The organism is Rhodanobacteraceae bacterium (assembly GCA_016713135.1).
Classification (GTDB): domain Bacteria; phylum Pseudomonadota; class Gammaproteobacteria; order Xanthomonadales; family SZUA-5; genus JADKFD01.
Genome location: JADJPR010000018.1, coordinates 115992 through 132107, shown reverse-complemented (window position 1 = coordinate 132107; position 16116 = coordinate 115992). Strand labels below are relative to the sequence as shown.

14 protein-coding genes and 1 pseudogene are annotated in these 16116 nt (G+C 65.9%); 8 read left to right on the top strand and 7 right to left on the bottom strand.

All coding sequences use genetic code 11. The features are described 5' to 3' along the window. From IPK27_14900 to IPK27_14870, 7 genes are all read right to left on the bottom strand, one after another. Window positions 1-560, bottom strand: a 560-nt coding sequence (locus IPK27_14900) for a nucleotidyltransferase family protein (protein ID MBK8068857.1), incomplete at its 3' end; no start/stop codon positions are given. After that, window positions 557-967, bottom strand: coding sequence for a hypothetical protein (locus IPK27_14895; protein MBK8068856.1), 411 nt, complete (start codon window positions 965-967; stop codon window positions 557-559). The genes IPK27_14895 and IPK27_14900, both read right to left, overlap by 4 nt. Next, window positions 891-1706, bottom strand: coding sequence for a hypothetical protein (locus IPK27_14890; GenBank protein MBK8068855.1), 816 nt, complete (start codon window positions 1704-1706; stop codon window positions 891-893). The genes IPK27_14895 and IPK27_14890 overlap by 77 nt, the downstream gene beginning before the upstream one ends. 221 nt (window positions 1707-1927) lie before the next feature. Continuing rightward, window positions 1928-2356 carry a MarR family EPS-associated transcriptional regulator gene (locus tag IPK27_14885; GenBank protein ID MBK8068854.1) on the bottom strand — a complete coding sequence of 143 codons (429 nt, stop codon included), beginning with the start codon at window positions 2354-2356 and terminating at the stop codon, window positions 1928-1930. 106 nt (window positions 2357-2462) lie between these two features. Continuing rightward, complete coding sequence (locus tag IPK27_14880; protein MBK8068853.1) at window positions 2463-2909, bottom strand: hypothetical protein; 447 nt, start codon at window positions 2907-2909, stop codon at window positions 2463-2465. Window positions 2910-3008: 99 nt separating this feature from the next. Further along, window positions 3009-4655 carry a sulfotransferase gene (locus IPK27_14875; GenBank protein MBK8068852.1) on the bottom strand — a complete coding sequence of 549 codons (1647 nt, stop codon included), beginning with the start codon at window positions 4653-4655 and terminating at the stop codon, window positions 3009-3011. A 141-nt stretch (window positions 4656-4796) separates the two neighbouring features. Next, window positions 4797-7484 carry a TonB-dependent receptor gene (locus IPK27_14870; GenBank protein ID MBK8068851.1) on the bottom strand — a complete coding sequence of 896 codons (2688 nt, stop codon included), beginning with the start codon at window positions 7482-7484 and terminating at the stop codon, window positions 4797-4799. Window positions 7485-8034: 550 nt separating this feature from the next. Here IPK27_14870 and IPK27_14865 point away from each other — a divergent pair. From IPK27_14865 to IPK27_14830, 8 genes and pseudogenes are all read left to right on the top strand, one after another. Continuing rightward, window positions 8035-9408, top strand: a complete 1374-nt coding sequence (locus IPK27_14865; GenBank protein ID MBK8068850.1) for a DUF839 domain-containing protein — start codon at window positions 8035-8037, stop codon at window positions 9406-9408. A gap of 9 nt (window positions 9409-9417) precedes the next feature. Continuing rightward, window positions 9418-9813 carry an MAPEG family protein gene (locus IPK27_14860; GenBank protein ID MBK8068849.1) on the top strand — a complete coding sequence of 132 codons (396 nt, stop codon included), beginning with the start codon at window positions 9418-9420 and terminating at the stop codon, window positions 9811-9813. Window positions 9814-9827: 14 nt separating this feature from the next. Beyond that, window positions 9828-10316 (top strand): hypothetical protein, encoded by a 489-nt coding sequence (locus IPK27_14855; protein ID MBK8068848.1) that lies wholly within the window; start codon window positions 9828-9830, stop codon window positions 10314-10316. Window positions 10317-10359: 43 nt separating this feature from the next. Further along, a pseudogene (locus IPK27_14850) lies at window positions 10360-12141 on the top strand (acyl-CoA dehydrogenase C-terminal domain-containing protein). Between the two features lie 223 nt (window positions 12142-12364). Further along, window positions 12365-13735 carry a 23S rRNA (cytidine(2498)-2'-O)-methyltransferase RlmM gene (gene rlmM, locus IPK27_14845; GenBank protein MBK8068847.1) on the top strand — a complete coding sequence of 457 codons (1371 nt, stop codon included), beginning with the start codon at window positions 12365-12367 and terminating at the stop codon, window positions 13733-13735. Between the two features lie 172 nt (window positions 13736-13907). Then, window positions 13908-14282 carry a hypothetical protein gene (locus tag IPK27_14840; GenBank protein ID MBK8068846.1) on the top strand — a complete coding sequence of 125 codons (375 nt, stop codon included), beginning with the start codon at window positions 13908-13910 and terminating at the stop codon, window positions 14280-14282. Between the two features lie 25 nt (window positions 14283-14307). Beyond that, window positions 14308-15177 (top strand): DUF692 domain-containing protein, encoded by an 870-nt coding sequence (locus tag IPK27_14835; protein ID MBK8068845.1) that lies wholly within the window; start codon window positions 14308-14310, stop codon window positions 15175-15177. After that, a complete protein-coding gene (locus IPK27_14830; protein MBK8068844.1) occupies window positions 15164-15919 on the top strand; it encodes a putative DNA-binding domain-containing protein in 756 nt (251 codons plus the stop codon). The genes IPK27_14835 and IPK27_14830 overlap by 14 nt, the downstream gene beginning before the upstream one ends. The last annotated feature ends 197 nt before the right edge of the window (window positions 15920-16116 follow it).

The following is a 16116-nucleotide window of genomic DNA, read 5'->3' as shown; positions in this document are numbered from 1 at the left end:
GGCTGCGAGCGTGCGTGCAGCTGGGCGAACTCGAAACGGCAGGCCAGCTCAGGCACCACGCTCATTGCCCAGTGCAGGTCGATGTGGCCCGCAGTTACCGGATCCGTGTAACTGGCCTGGTTGCTGGCCAGGTCGTGCTGGCTGAAACCATCGCCCGCGAGACCGGCATCGAGCATCGCCGCATGCGTATCCAGCCTGCGACGCGGCGGAACGAGGATGTCGACATCGCTCGACAGGCGCAGTTCCGGCGCGGGATAGAGCCAACGGCCGAGCGCCGCCCCCTTCAACAACAGAACCGGACAGTCACGCCGCGTGAGCGCCGCAAACACACGCGCCAGCATGGAAGCGTCGGCCGCGAGCTGGCGACGACCATGGGCCACCAGCGATTCCCACATCCCCTCCAGGACCGCGCCAAGCTCCGCGCCGGCCGCGCGCGCGTGGTGCAGCGCAATCGGCAGCAGGCGGTGCCGGCGCAGGCGCTCCAACTGTTGCGACAAGGTCAGCGCCTGCCACTCGATACCCAACGGCAGTGCGAGGACTTCCAGCAGAGCCGCAGTCATGCCGCTGACCTTCGGTGGCTGGCGCTCACGAGCCTGCGCGTGCAGAGCGCGCACGCAAGCGCGAAGACCACCGAGAGCGAAGTGGTGCGCAATGGGTAATCGACCAGCGAATGGCAGGCGAGGACGCCGATCACACCGATCCCCGCCAGGCGCAGCGCGTTCTCCCCCGGGCTCAGCGTGCCACTCGCCGCGAGTTCGCGGACCCGTCGCCATAGCCACCATCCGAATGCCAGGGCGGCCATCGGCAGCAACACGCCCAGTTCCACCCACAACTCGGCCCAATCGTTGTGCGCGTGGTTGAGGATCTTGGGACCGACCAGGTCGATGGGCTCATATGCCGCATACACCGCCGGAAAGCTGCCCAAACCAGTCCCAAGCCAGCCAAATTGGCCGGCGACGGCCAGCACGCTGGCGTTGATGTCGAAGCGCTGGTCGCCCTGCTGCAGCAAGGTCTGCGATGCCGAGGAAGCCGAACTGGAACGCGATCAATCCGCCGAACACGGTAAAGGCCAGCAGCCAATGGAAGACCTGTGGATGCGAGCGCCGCCGCACAAACGCGAGCAGCAGCATCGCGACCAGGACCAGCCCCGCCAGTCCGACACCCGCACGCGAACGGCTGAGCACCACCCCAAGCAACAACATCGAGCCGACCAGCAGCCAGCCAAGCATGCGCAGGGCGCGACCGGAACGCTGCTGAAGCCGGCGCGCGTCGAGGGTCATGCCGCCGAGCACCAGCACCAGAGCCACTGCGAGCAGGCTGGCGTAGTGATTGCGATTGGCGAACAGTCCCACCGCATCGTGCACATTGGTGGGCACATAGGGCCGAGGCCCGCTGTGCGGCCCCTGCGCGACCTGGGCGATGCCGATCGGCACCATCAACAACGCGATGACGATCACGATCAGAGTCAGGCGGCGCAACCAAGCGGTCTCAAGCTGAACAGCGATCAGCGCCATCGCCGCAGCGGGCAACAATCCGCGGAGCGCCGCGAGGGTTCCGTTGGGATCCAGTGACCAGGGTGCGAAAGCAGGCGTATCGAGTCCCAAGGTGGTGTGCTGGGCCCAGATTGCGGCGCGTCCGGCGCCGCTGCTGACCAAACCAAGGAAGCGGCAGGCACTGGAGCAGCGGGGCAAGGCCAGCACCAGCATCAGGACGAACAGCGCGCCGGCGTCCGGAACGATCGAGCTCACGCCAGCGTAGGCGACTCAGGCCGTAGACAAGCACTCCGACCGATGCCAGCTGCACAAGGAGATCGGTGAACAGGTGATTGCGTGTGCCGCCGCCCAGCAGCAAGGCCAGGATCAACAGCGCGGAGGCCATGAAGCCCGCAAGCGCATCAGCGCGGGCGGCGTGCGCCGCGTGACCGTAGTCACCACGATGCCCTGCCACGATGACGCCATACGGGCATGCGGACTGTGATCCACCGCGGCGCCTCCCAGTTCCCCGACATTGCCTGCGCGGCGTCTGACGCATCGCCCAAGCGCTGCACTTCCAGGCGCAACTGCGCGATCTCGCGCTCCAGCCGGGAATACTCATCCTGCTTGCGTCGCAGGAAGTCGGTCGTGGCACGCAGCTTGGCGATCGCTCCATTGGGCGTCAGCACGTAGGCATAGCCGAGCTTGTTGTGGCTGTTGCGGAAGTTCTGCACCTTGACCCAACCGCGTTCGATGAGTGCGCGCAGGCAGTAGTTGGTCTTGCCCAGCGACAGGCCAAGCTCGCCCGCCAGCTCGCGCTGCGAGTGGTTCGGATGCTCGGTCAGCAGCCGGAGCAGGCGGTAGCGGGTCTCGTCGTCGAGCATGGAGTGGTCGTTGAAATCCGGGGACGGCAGCGGGCTGATCCCTGCCCCCCACGCTGCCGCCCTGCGGTGTAGGCCCGCATGGCCGGACAGCCAGGTTTTGCCGAGGTCAGATGCGCGCGCCGAGGACGTGCTTCGGAACCACGATCTCGCGTTCGGTGCCCAGCAGCGACAGCAGCAGGCGCACCCGATCTTCGCCATGGGTAGCCGCGAAGATGGCGTCCATGCCGCTGAAGGGGCCTTCGTTGATCCGGACCTTTGCGCCCGGCTGCAGATCCGGCGGCGCCAGGCGCACGAATCCATCGTCGGGATCCATGCGCAGCCGGATCTGTTCCCCGCGGGTACTGCGGACCGGCTCCAGGGACTGCAAGGACGGATCCGAGTGCAGGAAGATGTAGCGCGGGAACAGCGATTCGGTACGCACCACCATGCCCGACGCCGCCCGCACGCTGCGCCGAGTCCTTGCAAACAAGGTCTCGAAGCCCTGCCGCGTCAAGCAGAGCTGTGCTTCAGCCTCGGCGCGTGGCTTGGTGAGGACAGCGAACCAGGATTGCAAGATGCCAACGATCCGTTCACGACGTGAACAGACCATATCGCCAAGCTGCTTGCTGCGCAAGCGCCGGCCCATGCGGCAACTGGCGATTGCGACACCACTTCAATCCGCGGAACTTGCGGCGACAATCGCTCCGATTGTCAGTTGCCGCGATCGCTCTGACTGTTCCCGAGTAGGGCCAGGCGAGACAACAGTGGCTCCAGTTGCTGGCGATAGTGGCTCCATGCCGGAACCGTATGCGCACTGATTTTGCGGGCGCACCTGCGCACTACTGGCGGTGGCGACCACACCACGCGTCTTCTCGGTGTTCAGCGCTTCTGCCACGAACGATAGACCACAATAGTCGAAGACTTCTTTCGCAACCGCCTCGGTGTCGTTGGTCAAGCGAACGAAATCAACATCGAGAATGCGCCCCGGGAGCACCCGATGCCAATGCTCCATCAATTTGCGATAACCAAGATAATAATCGGCGAGCTCGCCCTGTTGGTAGGAGTACCCGCAGGCCTCGGAAAACAAGGTCCGCAAATTCGAAAAACAGGTCTCCCGCGGGTCGCGAACCAGATGCAGGAATTTCGCATGCGGGAGTGCCTTCGCAATATACCCGACATTCAGAAAATTCGACGGCAGCTTTTCCGTGAACCATTGCCGGCCATTTGCGCGCCGGATACATCGCGCCGTGAAACGTTCACCCACCCGACGAAAATCGATTGCTGCGGCGCGCCGGATCAATTCTGCGTCGAGCATGCCCGGGAAGCCGTAATCGGCCTGCAGCTTCATGTCGACATTGAATGCGTAACTTTCGCCGCCATCGGCGACATCAGGGTGACCTGCAAGCACACGCTCGAGCAAGGTGGTGCCGGTGCGGTGCATGCCCACAATGAAAATCGGGGTCAGCTTCGGTGATTCGATCGGGCGCGCGGCAACGAAATCCGCATCGCATTGCGCCATCAACCGCGGGAAAACGCCCATGGTGTCGGCGTGATCGTAGTGAATGCGTCGGCGCTTGGCCGCGCATCCACGCTCCAATGCTGACCAGGCCTCAGGGTAACGCTCAAGATCGTGCAGCTCATTGAAGAGCGCGAAATTCAGGTAAATCTCTGCCCCCAGCCCTGGCTGAGCCTGCCGCAGTTGTTCCTGAATCCGGGAGACATGATTGCGCTCGGTCGTCTGCGGGTACAGTGACGACAGCACCCATGAGGCCTGCGCAAACCGCGGATCCGCGGACAGGCTGAGTTCCAGCGACCGCTCGGCTTGGGCAAGTTCGCCGGCGAACATGTGCAGGTTGCCGCGAAAGTATCGCGACGGCGCATGCCGGGGGTCCCGCTGCAATGCGAGATCCAGCATGGCGACGGCTTCATCATGTGCGCCGATATTGCTGAGCAAGACTCCCGCCTCGGCCAGCACTTGCGCTGTCGCCGCGCGACGGAAACCGAGGTTGCGCAAGCAACCGATCAGCGCATCGTTCTCGAGGAAGCGGATCAACTGGCGCGCGAGAGAAAGGACCAATTCAGGCTTTTCCGGCTTCAACTCGGCAGCCGCCAACGCGTGCCAATGGGCTCTGCCGAACTCTCCTCGCTGCAGCAGCGCCGACACCAGGCGCACCCGCCCAATGACGTTGCGGGGCTGCAGTTCGACCAGGGTTTCCCCCAACTGGATCGCCTCATCGAGTGCACCACGAGCCAGCGCCGCGTCGATTCCTTCGAGCAGTTTTCTGCTGGACGCCGCGCCGTTGTGATCTGTTGCGCTCAATCCATCGCTCCACGAGGAGATGTTCGAGAAACCCGGCCGCCTGCCAAGCCATTCGCCTTCGCGAGCTGGAGTTGCGGTCCCCGCAAAAGACTGTGGCCCCTCGCGGGGCCACAGTCGTCGCAAACCTACATCAGGATCGCATCAGAAGCGCTGCGAGTACTGCATGTAGTAGAAGCGACCCGGGACTTCGTACTGCGGGTCGAAGCTGTTCGCGAAGGTCGAGAACGACACCGGCGGATTCTTGTCGCCAATGTTGTTCACGCCCACCGTGATACGCGCATCCCACGGGGCATTCCAGTAGCCAGCCAGATCGTGGTACGTGGTACCGCCGAGCACGTTCTGGGCGGCCGGGTTGCCGTCGGCATCGACGCGGTTCGGATCGGAGCACAGGTCACCGAAGCCGTAGTCGACCATGAACTGGCAGTCTTCTTCCTGACGCGAGTAGTAACGCGTGTTCCAGGTCGCACCCCAGTTGCCCATCTCCCAGCGCGTGGCCAAGTTGGAACGCAGGCGCCAGTTGTTGCTGGTGATGCCGTCCTCGTACTCGCCCACGAGGCTATCATCCAAATCTCCATCGAGATTATCATCTCGGCGGTAATCCAGGACGTAGGTGTTGTCCAGCGAGAAGGAGAAGGTGCCGTAGTCGGTATCCGGGAGGACGTAATTGAACGCGACATCGATACCCTCGATTTCCGAGGGACCGAAGTTGTCTGTTGTGTCCAAAAGCTCATCGATCTCACCGCCCGGCAGGCGGCTGAATCGTGCGCAATAGGCCTGATTGTTGTTCAGGATGCATTGATCCAAGATGGGCTGCGCTCCGGCGGACCCGAGCGAATCTTTCAGACGGATTTGCCACCAGTCGACGGACACGTCGAAGCCTTCCAGGAAGGTCGGGCTGAAGACGATGCCGACGTTCTTGGACACCGAAGTTTCCGCCGTAAGATTCGGCTCACCACCGACCAGCGTGCGGATCTGCGGGTTGCCCTGCTCGTAGCCACCGGCGGGCACGCCCTGCGCGCGGCAGCGCGCCTGCGCATCGGCGCTCAGACCACCAAAACGGACCGTGTTGCAGGGGTCGGAAATCTGCGGGAAGTTATCGGACACACCCTGGAACAGTTCGAGGACGCTGGGAGCGCGAAAGCCCTCGCCATAACTGGCGCGGACCAGCAACTCGTCGATCGGCTTCCACTTCATGCCGAAGGAAGAATTGGTAGTGTCTCCGAAGTTGCTGTAATCCGAATAGCGGGTCGCCAGGCTGAACTCGAGCGTCTTGGCCATCGTGACATCGGTCAGCACCGTGCAAATTTCGTAGCCGAACTGGTCGTGCGCTATGAAAGAGCTGAACGCAAGCATGTCGTCCGTGATGGAGCCCGGCGCGCCGAGCAGATTCAAAGGAACGCAGCCCGCGATCGCCGTCGAGGCATTGCCCGGAGTCGAGACGCAGGTCGGCACACCATTCACCAGCATCGACGGGCCAAGAGACTGGCGGAGGGCCAGCAAATTGAAAAGCCCCTTGGTCACGTCGTTTTGGTCGTTCTTGCCATACGTATAGCCGGCGTCCCAGCTGAAGTAGCGATCACCCAGCGAGAACGAACCTTCGAGGGTACCGTTGAAAGCAAAGGTGTCGACGTCCTGCTTGAAGCTGCGGCCACCAGTTTCCACAACACGGCGCTGGATGCGCACGACCGGCGCGCCAAACGGGTTGTAGAGGTTGTTCTGGTGGATCTGCACCGTGCGGGCCTGCAAACCAGCGCCCGGGCCGGTACCCAGCACGACCGGCATCGCCGCGAGCAGCTGCTCGGACTTGCGCTCGTTGTAGGTGGCCATCATCTTGAAGCTGATGTCGTCAGTCAGCTCGACGCTGGCCTGGCCGAAGATGGAGGTGCGCTCCTGCGGGGTCAGCAGGTAGTTGTCCGGGGCGAAGTTGTAGATGTCGTCGGGAACGATGAACGGGCGCCAGTTGGTGCCGGAGGCGCCCGGATTGTAGGTGAACGTGCCAGCCGAGCCGTTCGGCAGCACGCGATTGGCGCCCGGGCAGGACAGCGGTGCGGTCACCGGGGTGGCGGTGTTGCAGATCTGGAAGCGGCCAAACGGGGTGGTGCTGGAACCAAAGGTGGTGCCCGTGCCGATGGTCGGCTCGGCGGAGATTTCGCGATCACCCGCGCCAACCGGCTGTTCCTTGACGTACGAAGCGCCCATCAACGCGGTGAAGCGATCGCCGCTCGCACCGATCGTCATGTCGTACGATTCGCGCTGACCGTCGCCCTCATCGAACTCACCCTGGTAGGTGTTGAATTCCGCGCCGACGAAATCGGAGCGGAGAATAACGTTGACCACGCCGGCGATCGCGTCGGAACCGTAGATCGCGGAGGCGCCGTCCTTCAACACTTCGATGCGTTCGACGGCTGCGGTCGGGATGGTGTTCAGGTCGACCGCGCCACCGAGGCCGGTGCCGCCCACCCAGCGTCGGCCGTTGACCAGCACCAGGGTGCGATTCGAGCCGAGGTTACGCAGGCTGACGCGGGTTTCGCCGTTGCCGCCGTTGTTGTACGTGCTGTTCAGCGTGGAGCCGTTGGCGGTGATGTTCTGGATCACGTCGCCGATCGACGTCAGGCCCTGGGCCTTGATGTCTTCGCGGCTCATGGTGAAGACAGGCTGCGAAGTCTCTGCGTCCACGCGCTTCACGCGCGAGCCAGTGACCGTCACGGTGTCGATGCGGGTCTCTTCTTCGGCATCCTGCGCGAGCACCGGCATCGCCACCGCGGCGACCGATCCGATCGCGAGCGCGCGTGCCATCGCACGGTTCAACTCTCGAAGCTTCAAGTTCATTTTGCACTCTCCAAAGGACTTCACAGATGAATCTCGGGATTTTTTGCCATCCTGACCGGACGCTTGTCCTAGCCCCATCCCTGAGCGTCGGCGAGGCTAACAAAAAGCTAACGGTTGCAAAAGTGCCTTCGACGTGTCGTTTTTTTGCAACAACGGTCGAGCAAGCGGCGGAACGGCCTGGGGGAATGTCGTTTGTCGCCAGCGACACTCGATCGCCGCGAGTCTATGGGCGAACTTTGATCGGCTCAGCGCGAGAGATCGCGGCTCAAGCCGCTCCCACCGGACGTTTCGCAAGAAATTGATTGTGCAGTGTTAATTCGGGGGGCACGAGGGCACGAGGGCACGCAAAGGCGCTCCTTCGCACCGAACCGGCTCCTACGTGCCCTCCAGTTCGATGCGCGAACAAGCGAACCGCAGCGGCGACCGGAACCCACAGATTCCAGGCTCACCGGCTCTTTTAGCTGAAAGCAGGGCGATCGCGACGCCCTGCGCCCACACGCGCCCCCGTCGCGACGTATCCTCCATACCCCCGCGTATCCGCCGAGGTGCCATGCCGCATCCACGCCGCCAGTTCCTGCGCCATGCCGTCCGGCTCGGGTTGACCTCGGCGCTCGTTGGCGGGCTGGGCGGAATCAGCGCCTGCAGCCCGTCGCCGCAGCGCCAACGGACCGCGACCGGCTTGCGGCCGGTGCGTGACGCCACGACCGGGCTGCCGTTGCTGCGCCTGCCACCCGGCTTCCGCTATTTCACTTTCGGCTGGGCCGGCGAGGCGCTGGCCGGTGGCGGACGGATGCCGGCGAATGCCGATGGCATGGGCATCGTGCGTACCGAAGGCAGCGTGCTCACGCTGGTGCGCAACCATGAGATTGTCGACGCCCGCGGGGCGTTCGCGCCAGGCGACGGCGCCTTCGACCCCCGCTGCGGCGGCGGCTGCGTGCGCTTGCGCCTGGACACCGCCGCCGAGAAACTGGTGCACGCCGAGGCGGCGCTGACCGGCACCCTGGTCAACTGCGCCGGTGGCGTCACACCATGGGGCAGCTGGATCAGTTGCGAGGAAATCGTCATCGACCGCGACCAGGTGCGCCCGGCGGACGGGAAGCAGGACCTGGGCCTCCGGCAGCCGCATGGACTGGCGTTCGAAGTGGCTGCGGACGGCCCCGCGACAGCGCGCCCCATCTGGGACCTGGGATTGTTCCGCAAGGAGGCGGCGGCGGTCGACCGCACCACGGGCCAAGTCTTTGTGACTGAGGATCGCGACGAGATCGCCGGCTTCTATCGCTACACCCCGCGGGTGCGCGGCGACCTGCCGGGCGGCGGCACACTGGAGATGCTGATCGCCGAGGGCGCGCCGGACCTGCGCCGCGGCCACCGGGTGGGCCAGACCTGGCGCGTGCGCTGGGCGCCGATCGCCAACCCGATGCAGGGTCATTCGCCGGGCACCCACGACCAGGGCGGCGTGGTGATGCAGGGCCTGGCCGGCGGTGCGTCGCGCTTCATCCGGCTGGAAGGCTGTCTGGAGCGCAGCGACGGCATCTGGTTCACCTCAACCTCCGGCGGCGATGCCGACGGCGGCCAGGTGTGGCGCTATGACCCGCGCGAGTCGCTGCTGCAATTGATGCATGAGGTCTCCGACCGCGACCAGATGGACTACCCCGACAACATCACCGAGGGACCCGGCGCGGGCATGGTGATCTGCGAGGACAGCAAGCTCCGCCGGCGGCAAGGCCTCAAGTGGCTGGGGCGCGATGGCCGGCTGCTGACCGTGGCCGAGAACGACACGCGCATCGATGGCATCGACTACGGCGCGTCCGAATGGGCCGGCTGCTGCGTATCCCCGGACGGACGCTGGCTGTTCGCCAATGTCTACCGGCCAGGGTTTTCGGTGGCGATCACCGGGCCCTGGGAAGAGTGGCTCCAAGCCTGAAGGATTCCCATGAACCTGTTCCCGATCACCTCGATCTACGCCGCGCTCGCCGGCCTGTTGCTGCTGGTGCTCGCCTGGCGCGTGGTGAAGGTCCGCCGGCGTGAGCGCATCGGCATCGGCGATGGCCAGAACCGCGACCTCGAGCGGCGCGTCCGCATTCACGCCAATGCGGTCGAATACGTGCCGATCGCGCTGATCCTGCTGGCGCTGGCCGAGGCCGGCGGGACCCCGGCCTGGGGAATGCACGCGGCCGGCGCCACCCTGATCCTTGCCCGCGTGCTGCATGCGGTGGGCCTGACCCAGAGCCCCGGGCACAGCCATGGCCGCTTCTTTGGCGTCCTGCTGACCTGGCTGGTGATATTGAGTCTGGCCTTGAGCCTGTTGCTGCGCCCCCTGCTCGATTGAACGGAGAAGTCGCGATGTACCCATCCAAGCTGGCGCCCGCACACCGTTTCCATTCCAAGGCCGCCTGGTGGCTGGTAGCGCTGGCGCTGCTGATGCTGGCCGGCTGCGGCGGCGTGCGCCGGGTGCTCGGGCCGCCGACCTTGAGCGTGCAGGAGATCGAAACCGTCGACGGGCATTACATCGCCCGGGTGCGGCTGGACAGCCCGTCGAGCATGCCCATCACGCTGGAACGCTTCGACTGGAAGCTCGCGCTCGGCGGTCTGGCCGCCGGCAAGGGCAGCCAGGCGCTGGCGCAGACCTTGCCGCCGGTGGCCGGCGACATCGTGCGTATCGACCTGGGGCCGGCGTCCGCCCTGCCCTCGCTCGGCGCGCTCACGGGCGACGCCAGCCTGACCTATGTGTTGGAGGGAGAACTCAAGTGCTCCGAGCCTAATGTGCGGTTCCAGCTGCGCTACGAGGGCCGGCTGCGGCCGACGCCGGGGAAACCGGGCTCCTTCCGTTGATCGCTCGAAACGTCCACCTTGAATTGCCGATGAGGATGCACCCATGAAGTACACCGCTCCCCAGACCGACATGCGCTTCGTGCTGTTCGACGTGCTCGACGCGCCCAGCATCTATGCGCAGCTCCCCAACGGCGACCAGTTCACCCGTGAATTGATCGAGGCGGTGCTGGAGGAGGGGGCAAGTTCTGCGAACAGGTACTTGCGCCGACCAACGCGATCGGCGATTCGGAAGGCTGCCATTTCGACAAGGACAGCAAGTCGGTGACCACACCGGCGGCCTTCAAGGATGCCTACGATCGCTTCGTCGAAGGCGGCTGGACCGGCCTGTGCGGCTCGCCGACTTACGGCGGCCAGGGCATGCCGGAGAGCGTCGGCTACGTCTTCAAGGAAATGATCGAGTCCGCCAACGTGGCCTGGGGCACCTACCCGCTGCTGTCGGCCGGTGCGGTGGATGCGATGACCAACCACGGCGAAGAGTGGCAGCGCGAGGTGTTCATCCCGCGCATCCTGTCCGGCGAGTGGACCGGCACGATGTGCCTGACCGAGCCGCACTGCGGATCGGACCTCGGCCTGCTGCGCACCCGCGCCGAGCCGAATGCGGACGGCAGCTACCGCATCTCCGGCACCAAGATCTTCATCACCGCCGGCGACCACGACCTGTCCAAGAACATCGTGCACCTGGTGCTGGCGCGCCTGCCGGACGCTCCGGCCGGGACCAAGGGCATCAGCCTGTTCATCGTGCCCAAGTTCAAGGTTGCGCGCGATGGCACGGTGGGCGAGCGCAATCCGGTGGCGCCGGGCAGCATCGAGCACAAGATGGGCCTGAAGGGCTCGGCCACCTGCGTGATGAACTTCGACGAGGCCGAGGGTTACATGATCGGCCAGCCGAACCGCGGCCTGGCCGCGATGTTCACCATGATGAATACCGCGCGCTTGGGCGTGGGCGTGCAGGGCCTCGGGCTGATCGAGGTCTCGCACCAGAACGCGCTGGCCTATGCAAAGGACCGCCTGCAGATGCGCGCGCTCTCCGGCGCCCGCCGCCCGGACAAGCCGGCCGACCCGATCATCGTGCACCCGGACGTGCGCCGCATGCTGATGACCCAGAAGGCCTGCGCCGAAGCCGGCCGCGCGCTGTGCTCCTATTCGTGACCTGGTCTCGCACCACACTGACGCCGCGGTGCGCCAGCGTGCCGATGAACTGCTGAGCTTCCTGACGCCAATCAGCAAGGCGATGCTGACCGAGTTGGCCATCGAGTGCACCAGCCACGGCATGCAGGTGTTCGGCGGCCATGGCTACATCCATGAGTGGGGCCTGGAGCAGTTCCTGCGCGATGCGCGCATCACCACCATCTACGAAGGTACCACCCAGATCCAGGCGCTGGATTTGCTGGGGCGCAAGATCATGGGCCAGCAGGCCGTGGGCCTGCGCCACTTCCTCGGCGAGATCGGCGCCTTCTGCCACGCGCAGGCCGGCAACGCGGCGATCGCCCCGTGGGTGGCCAGCGTCGCGCAGTACGCGAAGGAGTGGGAAGCGCTGACCCGCGAGATCGGCATGAAGTCGGCGCAGAACGCCGAGGAAATCGGCGCCGCGGCGGTCGACTACCTGTTCTACTCCGGCTACGTGACCTTCGCCTACTTCATGGCCCGCGAGGCCGAGGCCGTCACCCGCGCCAACTACGCCGGCACCCCGGAGTTCCGCGAGGCCAAGCTCGCCACGGTTGGCTTCTACTTCGACCGCCTGCTGCCGCGCACCCTGGTGCACGCCGCCGGCGTGCGCGCGGGCGCGGCCTCGGTGACGACCAAGGTAGAAGCGGCGCTGGCCTGAGGGTCTAGCCTCACCCAGGGTGGGAGCCGCTTCAGGCATTGATTTCGCGTAGGGCGGTGTATCGCGCAGCGATTCACCGCCGGCGACTGGCAGCAAGCACCCGGGGAACGCGCTGTGCGCGTACCCCGGCTATGCGTCCACGCGGAGGCGGAGCGCCCCCGGCAGGAGCCGCGGGCCGGCAAAACCGGCATGATCGCCGAACCCTGACCTACGGGCCTGCCGTGTGACCCCCTGCAACCTCGCCTTCCTCTGCCGCGCCGGCTTCGAACGCGATTTGTGCGACGAACTCTCGGCTTGGTTCGCGGCGAACGGCGGTGCGGCTGAGGTCGGTTCATCGCAACCGGCGGTGGTGCGCGTGCTCGGCGCAGCGTGCGTGCCGCCCCTGCATGACCTGGTCTACGCCCGCGATCTGCTCATCGCGCACGCGGAACTGCCGGCACTGGGCGTGAAGGACCGGGTGACGCCGTTGGCCGACGCGTTGCAGCCGCTGCGCCCGATTTCCGCGCTGGCGCTGCTGGCGCCCGACAGCGATGACACGCGTCCGCTGGCCCCGCTGCTGGGGGCGCTGGACGCGCGTCTGCAGGCGCAGGTCAGTGCCGATGGCACTCCGGCGGCAGTCTGGATGCTGTCCGGCACTCACGCGCTGGTCGGCCGTCCGCCAACTGGCGGCGGCGCGCCGTTTCCCGGCGGCATCCCGCGCCTCAGGTTTCCGCGCGAGGCACCGTCGCGTTCCACGCTCAAGCTGGAAGAAGCCTTCCACGTACTGCTGACGCCTGCCGAGCGCGAGCGTCTGCTGCGCAGCGGCGGGACAGCGGTCGACCTGGGGGCGGCACCCGGCGGCTGGACCTTCCAGTTGGTGCAGCGCGGCATCAAGGTCTGGGCGATCGACAATGGCCGCATCGACCAGCGGCTGATGGACAGCGGGCGGGTGCAGCACTTGCGCGAGGACGGCTTCCGCTACCGTCCGCCGAAAACCGTAGACTGGCTGGTCTGCGACATGGTCGAGCAGCCGGACCGGGTGGCGGAACTGGTTGCCCGCTGGTTCCGCGAGGGTCTCTGTCGCGCGGCGATCTTCAACCTCAAGCTGCCGATGAAACGCCGCTTCGAAGCCTGGCAGCGCGCGCGCGGGCTGCTGGCGCCGCTGGTGCGACAGGGCTACGCGCTGCGGGCACGCCAGCTCTACCATGATCGCGAAGAGATCACGGTCGCGGTGGTGCCGACCGCTGCGGTAGCAGCCATCGCAACGGCCAGGCATGCGCGGCCGGAGCCAGCGCCCTTCGCCAAGTCTCCACACCCGTTGCACCGACGGGATGCCGCCGCGCCTTCCGGCAAGGGGCGTGGCGAAGGCACGCGGGCGGAGCCCGCGCCCACAGGACCGACGCGACATCCGGGCAAGCGGGGCAAGCCAGGGCCGGCCAGCGCAAGCCCGCGTGGGAAGCCTGCCCGCGACAGCAAGCCCGCGCGTCCAGGCAAGGCCACGCAAACGCGCAAGCCCACGAACACCGGCAAGCCCGCACGCCCTGGCAAGCCTGCCGGCGGAAAGGCCGCTCGTCGGCCTGTCGGATCTAAATCGCGCCCGTCGCGCATCCGTTGAAAGCGATTCGCGCGTACCCCGGTCTGTTGCGCCGTGCCGGTTGCGAATGATTGTGTTTGTCACGCGGCCGGCATAACGTAATGCGGCCGATGACGGTCGGCTGCACCGTGGCTGCGCAGGCAGCCCAAACTTGCCCCAGCCGGGGCCCCATTGTGATTCGGAGAGCACACACATGAGCAGCAAGATGATCAAGCCGGTTTCCCTGGCCGTGGGCGCAGCCTTCCTGGGCAGCCTGAGCTTCGGCACGTTCGCCGCCGACAGCACCGGCATGCAGGCCACCGACCTGGCGCAGGGCTACATGCTGGTCGGCGACGAGAAGGCCAAGGAAGAAGGCAAGTGCGGCGAAGGCAAGTGCGGCGGCGACAAGGCCAAGGAAGAAGGCAAGTGCGGCGAAGGCAAGTGCGGCGGCGACAAGGCCAAGGAAGAAGGCAAGTGCGGTGAAGGCAAGTGCGGCGGCGACAAGGCCAAGGAAGAAGGCAAGTGCGGCGAAGGCAAGTGCGGCGGCGACAAGGCCAAGGAAGAAGGCAAGTGCGGCGGCGCGGCCTGATCGATTGATCTGACGGGAGCGACTCATGAACCGACTGGCGCCACTGCGGGCCGGGCTCGGGTTACGCCGCAGCATGCTGCCGGAACTCGAAGCCGCCGGCGATCTGCGCGCTGAGGTCGATTTCTTCGAGGTCGCTCCCGAAAACTGGCTGGGTATCGGCGGAAGGCTGGGCAAGGCCTTCCGCCGCTATACCGAGCGTTACCCGTTCATCTGTCACGGACTCTCGCTGTCGCTAGGCGGCCCAGACCCGCTGGACGAAATCTTCCTGCAACGCCTCAAGGGCTTCCTCGACGAGCACGGAATCGCGCTCTACAGCGAGCATTTGAGCTGGTGCAGCGATGGCGCCCACCTTTACGATCTGCTGCCAATCCCGTTCACTGCCGACGCGGTGAAGCACGTGGCGGCGCGCATCCGCCGCACCCAGGACATCCTGGGCCGGCGCATCGCAATCGAGAACGCCTCGTTCTACACCCCGCTGGCGAGTGAACTGTCGGAACCGGAGTTTCTGCTGGCCATTCTCGCCGAGGCCGGCTGCGACCTGCTGCTCGACGTCAACAACGTCTACGTCAACAGCGTCAACCACCGCTACGACCCGCGCGCCTTCATCGACCGCATTCCGGCCGAGCGCGTGGCCTACCTGCATGTGGCCGGCCACTACAACGAGGCACCGGATCTGATCGTCGACACCCACGGCGCCGATGTGGTCGACCCGGTCTGGCAACTGCTCGAGTACACCTACGGCCGCGTCGGCGTGAAGCCGACGCTGCTGGAGCGCGATTTCAACATCCCGCCGCTGCCACAACTGCTGGCGGAACTCGGCCGCGTGCGCGCGGTGCAGGCGGCTGCCGGCGCCGGTTCTCCCCTGCACGACTTGCGGCGCCATGCCGCCGTTTGAAGATCTGCAGCTGGCGCTGGCGCGCCACTTGCGGGATCCGGCCGCGGTGCCGGCGCCGGAAGGTCTGGAAGACCGGCGCGTCGGGATCTATCGCGAGCTGTTGTTCAACAATGTGGCCGGGCTGCTCTCCGGCAACTTCCCGGTGATCCGCAGGCTGCTCGACACCGAGCAATGGACTGCTCTGGTTCGCCGCTTCTACGCCGATCACGCCGCACATACGCCGCTGTTCCACGAACTCGGCAGCGAGTTCGTGCGCTTCCTCGGCGAGCACCCTGGGCATTGGGCAGCCGAGCGGCCTTTCCTGCACGAACTGGCGCACTACGAGTGGGCCGAACTGGCACTGGACCTGGACGGCAGCGACATCGACGCGGTGGCCATCGAGACCCGCGACGGCGACCCGATCGAATCAATACCAGTGCCCGCGCCCTGCGCCTGGCTGCTCGGCTACCGCTACCCGGTGCATCTGATCCGGCGCGAATTCCAGCCCACGGAAGCGCCGGCGCAGCCGACCTGGCTGCTGATCTACCGCAACCGCGCCGACAAGGTGCAGTTCCAGGCGCTGGAACCACTCGCCGCGCGCCTGCTGGCGCTGGTGCAGGAAGACAGCGGCCGCAGCGGGCTTGAGCTGGTCGAGCAACTGGCGCGCGAGTCCGGCCACCCGGACCCGGCGGCGCTGGTCGAACCGGCGCGCGCGCTGCTCTGCGGATGGATTGAACGGGATGTGATCGCGGGACTGCGCTAGCGCCGGTTGTGGGTTGTGGGTGTGGGTTGTGGGTTGTGGGTTGTGGGTTGTGGGTTGTGGGCGGCAAAGCACGCATGCCGCACACTGTGAGGGCGAACTCTGTCCGCGATCTCTCCATCGGCCGCCAGAGATTGTCTGCGGCCGAACCCGCGCTTCGCTGCCCACGACCCAGAACTTTCAGCCCACAACCCACGCAG

Excerpts from the sequence above, each read along its gene's own strand:
- IPK27_14865 (MBK8068850.1), top strand. The coding sequence starts at position 8,035 with ATGCCGCATCCACGCCGCCAGTTCCTGCGCCATGCCGTCCGGCTCGGG.
- IPK27_14855 (MBK8068848.1), top strand. The coding sequence starts at position 9,828 with ATGTACCCATCCAAGCTGGCGCCCGCACACCGTTTCCATTCCAAGGCC.
- IPK27_14885 (MBK8068854.1), bottom strand. The coding sequence starts at position 2,356 with ATGCTCGACGACGAGACCCGCTACCGCCTGCTCCGGCTGCTGACCGAG.
- IPK27_14870 (MBK8068851.1), bottom strand. The coding sequence starts at position 7,484 with ATGAACTTGAAGCTTCGAGAGTTGAACCGTGCGATGGCACGCGCGCTC.
- IPK27_14860 (MBK8068849.1), top strand. The coding sequence starts at position 9,418 with ATGAACCTGTTCCCGATCACCTCGATCTACGCCGCGCTCGCCGGCCTG.
- IPK27_14830 (MBK8068844.1), top strand. The coding sequence starts at position 15,164 with ATGCCGCCGTTTGAAGATCTGCAGCTGGCGCTGGCGCGCCACTTGCGG.
- IPK27_14840 (MBK8068846.1), top strand. The coding sequence starts at position 13,908 with ATGAGCAGCAAGATGATCAAGCCGGTTTCCCTGGCCGTGGGCGCAGCC.
- IPK27_14890 (MBK8068855.1), bottom strand. The coding sequence starts at position 1,706 with ATGCTGGTGCTGGCCTTGCCCCGCTGCTCCAGTGCCTGCCGCTTCCTT.
- IPK27_14835 (MBK8068845.1), top strand. The coding sequence starts at position 14,308 with ATGAACCGACTGGCGCCACTGCGGGCCGGGCTCGGGTTACGCCGCAGC.